The 6,056-nt window shown below is 52.4% G+C and carries 6 protein-coding genes; 4 read left to right on the top strand and 2 right to left on the bottom strand.

Going from position 1 to position 6,056, the window contains the following annotated elements; all coding sequences use genetic code 11:
* From ACJROR_RS11575 to ACJROR_RS11560, 4 genes are all read left to right on the top strand, one after another.
* On the top strand, window positions 1-977 hold a 977-nt coding region (locus ACJROR_RS11575), incomplete at its 5' end, for a guanosine-5'-triphosphate,3'-diphosphate pyrophosphatase (RefSeq protein WP_406547170.1).
* Window positions 974-1,357: a fluoride efflux transporter CrcB gene (gene crcB / locus ACJROR_RS11570; protein WP_406547169.1), complete on the top strand. Its 384-nt coding sequence runs from the start codon at window positions 974-976 to the stop codon at window positions 1,355-1,357. The genes ACJROR_RS11575 and crcB, both read left to right, overlap by 4 nt.
* Before the next feature lie 12 nt (window positions 1,358-1,369).
* Complete coding sequence (gene polA, locus ACJROR_RS11565; RefSeq protein ID WP_406547168.1) at window positions 1,370-4,168, top strand: DNA polymerase I; 2,799 nt, start codon at window positions 1,370-1,372, stop codon at window positions 4,166-4,168.
* Window position 4,169: 1 nt separating this feature from the next.
* Window positions 4,170-4,694, top strand: a complete 525-nt coding sequence (locus tag ACJROR_RS11560) for a DUF4179 domain-containing protein (RefSeq protein WP_406042294.1) — start codon at window positions 4,170-4,172, stop codon at window positions 4,692-4,694.
* A 13-nt stretch (window positions 4,695-4,707) separates the two neighbouring features.
* Here ACJROR_RS11560 and ACJROR_RS11555 read toward each other — a convergent pair whose 3' ends face one another.
* Together ACJROR_RS11555 and ACJROR_RS11550 are read right to left on the bottom strand one after the other, a co-directional pair.
* Window positions 4,708-5,448, bottom strand: coding sequence for a UDP-2,3-diacylglucosamine diphosphatase (locus ACJROR_RS11555; protein ID WP_406547167.1), 741 nt, complete (start codon window positions 5,446-5,448; stop codon window positions 4,708-4,710).
* Window positions 5,449-5,483: 35 nt separating this feature from the next.
* Window positions 5,484-5,978, bottom strand: a complete 495-nt coding sequence (locus ACJROR_RS11550) for a peptidylprolyl isomerase (protein ID WP_406547171.1) — start codon at window positions 5,976-5,978, stop codon at window positions 5,484-5,486.
* Window positions 5,979-6,056: the final 78 nt, after the last annotated feature.

The following is a 6,056-nucleotide window of genomic DNA, read 5'->3' as shown; positions in this document are numbered from 1 at the left end:
ACGGGCTTATTACTCAGGAAAAATATGATGAGGCGATAGAGGCCGCTATTGCGGTTATTGCGCCGTATGCCCAGGAATACCTTCATTACGGGTTTGACTGCTGTCTCGGCGCCTCAGGCACGGTGCAGGCTCTTCATGAAATGGTGGTAGCCGGCGGATATAACGAGAGAGTGACCCCTGATTATCTGAAAAAGCTTAAGAATGAAACCATAAGACAGGGATCTATTGCCTCTCTTTGCATTCCGGGACTTACTCCGGAGAGACTGGCGGTTCTTCCCGGAGGCCTCGCCATCCTGTCGGCAATTTACCATGTCCTCAATGTCAGAGAAATCAGTCTGGCCGGCGGCGCTCTCAGAGAAGGGATTATCTACAGCCTGCTGGGAGATTTCTCCAGCGGTAATACCAAGGTGCGCACGGTGGACAGCGTTATTGCCCGTTATCAGATGGACAGAGAACAGGCGCAAAGGATAATGACCGTGGCTATGAGCGCTTTGGGGGATGTCAGAGATTCCTGGGGACTCAGTGATCCTAATGCGGTATCTTTGTACAAGGCCGCTGCTCTGCTTTCAGAGCTGGGACTGTGCATTGAGTACCGGAGAGCCCCGCAGCATGCGGCCTACATTATCAACAACATAGATATGCCGGGCTTTAATGTGGATCAGAAAAGGCTTCTGGCCGCTCTCCTGTGCAACGAAAGAGATGCCTTTAATACCGAAGCTCTGAGGCAGCAGTCAGTGGTTTCCTATGAAACAGCCTGCAAACTGGCGCGGCTGCTCCGGATTGCCTTTATTATCTGCGTGGGACGCACGGATCTGGTGCTGGGACAGTGCTTCCGTTTTCAGGCGGAGGAGCCCAACCTTTTGATAGTAACTCCGGATAAAGATCTCAAGGCTCCGCACTATCTGGTTACTTCCCTGCTCCGGGAGGAAGCGGAAATTGAAAGGAGTCTGGGCTGGGAACTGGAGGTGCGGCTGTGATTGCTTATTTGCTGGTAGCAGCCGGCGGAGCGCTGGGAGCCATGGGCCGGCATTTTTGCTCAGAAGTTATCGACAGCAGATTTCCCACCTTTCCGGCGGGGACGCTGTTTGTGAACGTGGCGGGAAGTTTTCTTATCGGGGCGATAACCGCTTATATAGTCTCCCGGGGCGGCATGCAGAACTGGCGGCTTTTTCTGGTAACGGGGGCGCTGGGAGGCTTTACCACATTCTCATCATTTTCGCTGGCCACCGTCAAACTTATTCAGAACGGTTTGTATTTAAGCGCGGCTGTTAACGTAACGGCCAGTGTGGCGCTGTGTCTTTTAATGACCGGTCTGGGTTTTTATCTTGTTTCCGGCTTTTTCGGCATAGTTCGTTAGGAGTTTTATTTAATGACAGAACCCATTATTCTCGTTGACGGCAATAATTTTCTCTACCGGGCTTACTACAGCACTATTCATGCCGGCATGACCAATTCCCGGAAGGAACCCACCGGAGCGGTGCGGGTTTATATCAACATGCTGAACAATCTGCATAAAAAACACCCCGGATCTTCTTTGGCTGTGGTATTTGACGCTCACGGCCCCTCTTTCCGGAAGGAACTGTATCCGGAATACAAGGCCACCAGAAAGCCGATGCCTGATGATTTGAGAAGCCAGCTTCCCTGGATCCGCCGGTATATCACGGCTTCCGGATATCCGCTGATAGAGGTGCCCGGAGTGGAGGCTGATGATGTGCTGGGCTCTTATGCGGTCAGTGCGGAGGAACAGGGCATCCCGCTTATTATTGAATCCGGGGATAAGGATCTGGCGCAGCTGGTGGCCCGCAATGTCCGCATCGAGGACACCATGAACGGGACGGTGCTGGATCGGGCCGGGGTTATTGAGAAGTTCGGCGTGCCCCCGGAGCTTATCAGAGATTTTCTGACCCTTAAGGGAGACAAGGTCGACAACGTTCCCGGCATGACCGGCATCGGAGACAAGTCGGCTCAGGCGGTGCTCAATGGCATCGGGGATCTTGATGCAATAACGGAGCGTCTTGATGAGGTGGCTAAATTGAAATTCCGGGGCGCCGGCGCCTTCAAGGAGAAGTTTCTGAAGGAGCAGGATCAGATTAAGCTGTCCCGCATTCTGGTGACCATTAAGACCGATGTGGAACTGCCGGTGCCTTTAAGCGTTTTAGCGGCCCCCAATGTTCAGGATCCCGCAAAGGTGATGGAAATTTTCCGGGAGTGCGATTTTAAGGAAGCCGGCCCTAAGGCGTCTTCAGGAGATAAGGAGAGCTCAGGCGCTCAAAAGCCTGCCGGTGCCGTTCCGGAACCGGAGACATCTGGCGGCAGCTCAGAAAACAGGGAGATCGGAGATACCGATACGAAGATCATTACCGATGAAGCCGGTCTCATGGATCTGGCGGAGCGTCTGAGAGATGCAAAGGAATTCAGCCTTTTGATTATTCCCGGGCCGGGGCATTTTGTGACCGCCCGTCCTGCGGGATATGCTTTCAGGGCGGAACGTCTCGCCGCCTACATTCCAGTGGGGCATCAGGGGCTTTCGGAGTACAGTCAGCTTCCCGGGGATCAGGTATACGGCGTTTTAAAGGAATTTCTGGAACGGGATCCCCATGATGACAAGGGAGCGGAGCTTATCGGATATGACGTGAAGCTCCTTGGTCATCTCATTCATAATGCCGGCGGCGAACTCCGGACAAGATTCCGCGATACGCTTCTGGATGCGCATGCGCTGGATTCCGGGCAGGATCTTTCTCTTCCGGCGCTGGCGCTGAAATATCTGGGGCAGACTTTGCTGTCTGAGGATGATTTTCTGGGACGTAACCGCCGGCGGCAGGATTTCTGCGCTATGAGCATTCCGGAGACCGCCGCTTATGCTGTGGCTGCGGCCGCTGCCGTTCTTAAGCTTTCCGCCGTCTTTGCGGGGTATTTTTCCAAGGATGCCGCGCTGGCTGACATTTGCCGGAATATCGAATATCCTCTGGTGCCGGCGCTGATGCAGATGGAAAGAACCGGAGTGCTGGTGGATACTCAGGAGCTCAGCAATCAGGCCCGCAATCTGCGTAAAAAGCTTGCGGAAGCGGAAGCTCTCCTGAATGCCAAAGCCGGTTTTCCGGTAAATATCAATTCTTCCAAGCAGGTAGGGGATCTTCTTTTCGGGGTGCTGGGCCTGCCGGGAAAGGGCAAAACCAAATCCGGAGCCTACTCTACCTCGGAGGAAGTGCTGACGGAGCTCTCTATTCTTTACGAGGAACCCCGTCTTATTTTGGACTGCCGGGGGTACAGAAAGCTTCTGTCAACCTATGTGGAAAAGCTGCCGGAGCTGATTCTTCCGGAAACCGGACGCATCCACGGCCGTTTTAACCAAACGGGAACGGTCACCGGGAGACTGTCTTCCTGCGATCCCAATCTGCAGAACATTCCGGTGCGCTCTCCCGAAGGAAGAGATGTGCGCCGGGCCTTTGTCGCTCCCCCAGGGTATTCCGTAATGGCTATCGACTATTCCCAGATTGAACTGCGTCTTATGGCTCATATTGCCAATGAGCTTAATATGATTAAGGCCTTCAAATCCGGACAGGATATTCACGCCATTACAGCCTCGGAAATGCACGGAGTGCCGCTTAATGAGGTTACTCCGGAGCTCCGCCGGGCTTCCAAGGCCATAAACTTCGGTCTTATCTATGGCATGAGTCCCTTCGGTCTGGCAAAGCAGCTGGGCATAGATAACTCTCTGGCCAAGAAATATGTGGATACCTACTTCAATCAGTATCCCGGCGTTAAGACATATATGAAGCAGACTGCGGACTTTGCCCGGGAAAACGGCTATGTCACCACCATTTCCGGCCGCCGGATTCTGTTTGCCGGTCTTACGCGGGGAAGCGGACTCAACGCCATGCAGAAGAAGGGGCTGGAAAGGGCCGCTATTAATGCTCCCATGCAGGGCAGCGCCGCTGATATTATCAAAAAGGCCATGATTGAGACGGATAAATGGATAAAAACCCTTCCGGAGGGGAATATCAGGCTGCTGCTTCAGGTTCATGACGAACTGGTGTTTGAAGTAAAATCGGAATATGCTGAGGAGTATTCCCGGGTAATTGCCGGGATTATGACCGGAGTGGAACAGCTCCGCGTTCCTCTGGAGGCAAGTGTTGGTATAGGTAATAACTGGAGTGATGCTCACTGATATGCGCAAAAAAATTAAACTTATTTCATCCGGGGCGGCTCTTCTGGCTCTTATGTCTTTCGGGGGAGCTTTTGCCGAAACGGCGAATACTGCCGCCAGTCCGGCTCCGGAGAAGCCGGAGATCGATGTAGAGGCCAATATTGCCGACTACCTTAACCGTCCGCTGGACGAAGCCATGCAGGATGTGGAGGCGATTACCGCCTTGGAGAACACCCCGGAAAACCTGGCGCAGAATTCCAACGGCGTTCTGAAACTGGAGTCTGTGTTTTTTGACAAACAGAAGATGACGGTGGTTTATACCTTTCAGATTCAGGTTGAGGCCGGCGCTGATGAAGTGCAGAAATTTATCACCGAGGTCACTCAGGATTTTCATAGCATAAACTGCGAGAACAGCAATTTCCCTCATGCCATGATCGGCAATACCTACGTTATCAGGGATTTCTCCGGCAAGGAAGCGGCCCGTATCGAATCCCGGTATGAAAACTGCCCGGGCGTTTCTTCCGGAGATAAAGACCGGCAGCAATGAAGCGGCTCCCGGATCAGCCGCCCCTCCTGTAGAGCCGGGAGCTTCTGATAATGAGCTCCGGCATTTTTCCGCTGTCATCGGCCACAATGTAGGAATAGCGGTAGCTGTTCCAGTCTCCGGTATCATAGATGCTCTGCCCCGGGGCAATTGCCGCTTCCGCATTGTGGGTGTGTCCGTGGATCAGAATTTCCGCCTGACTTTCCCGGAGATGCTTCAGAGCTTCCCGGAGGTTGATCTTCTCCTTGACGCCGTTTTTTCCCTGGAAACGCAGTCGGCTTTGTTCCCTCATGTTTTCTGCGATGGAGATTCTTCTTTTTTTAGAGGTGAACATCATAAACAGCTTCTGCAGAAACTTGATGCGGCTTACCGCCCGAAACAGGTTGTATTTTTTTTCAGCGGTGCAGAGCTCGTCTCCGTGCATGAGAAGACAGGATTTTCCGGAAACGGTGATAACGGTTCGCTCAGGCAAAAGCTCAAAGCCGAAGTAGGCAGCATCTTCCGGCGTCAGCAGAAAATCGCGGTTTCCGTGGATAAAGTAAACCGGAATATTCTGTTTTCGGAGCATCTCCACCTGCTTTTTTACCTTGGTTTGCGCCAGGTTCCCGAGATCCGTTCCCACATAATAGCCAAAGAGATCCCCCAGAATATAAAGAGAATCTCCGGACTTCAGCATGCCGGTAAAATCAGTAAAAAGAGTCAGAAGATCCGGAGTGTCAGGCGCCAGATGCAGATCTGCAATAAAATATACGGCCACGAAAATCCTTAACTATCAACAAAAGCCGGCTGCAATCAGTCAGCCTCTACCTGAAGAATTTCTATGGGAGTAACGGGAACATCGCTGTAGATGCCGGAGCGGGTGGTTTTCACAGCTTCGATTTTGTCTACCACATCCTGTCCGGAAACCACCCGGCCGAAGACGCAGTAGCCCCAGCCGCGCAGATCCTTGGCGGTGTGATCCAGGAACTTATTGTCCTTGGTGTTGATAAAGAACTGCGAGGTAGCGGAATGAGGATCTGAAGTCCGGGCCATGGCAATGGTGTATTTCAGATTTGAAAGTCCGTTATCGGCCTCGTTTTTAATGGGATCCAGCTGCCCCTTTTTGTTTTCGAGATTACCGGTAAGCCCGCCGCCCTGAATCATAAATCCTTTGATAACGCGGTGAAAAACCGTGCCGTTGTAGTATCCTTTTTTGCAGTAGCTCAGAAAGTTGGCCACCGTGATGGGGGCCTTTTCGGGATCCAGTTCAATAACGATGGAACCCAGAGTTGTTTTAAGAGTAACCATGAAGATCTCCTTTTGGGGCTGATAATAACGGAATTTTACCATAGATCCATGTCCGGACGCCGGTTACGTCATTCTGTT

Source organism: Succinimonas sp. (assembly GCF_045225735.1).
Lineage (GTDB): Bacteria > Pseudomonadota > Gammaproteobacteria > Enterobacterales > Succinivibrionaceae > Succinimonas.
This window is presented reverse-complemented; position numbering and strand designations above follow the sequence as displayed.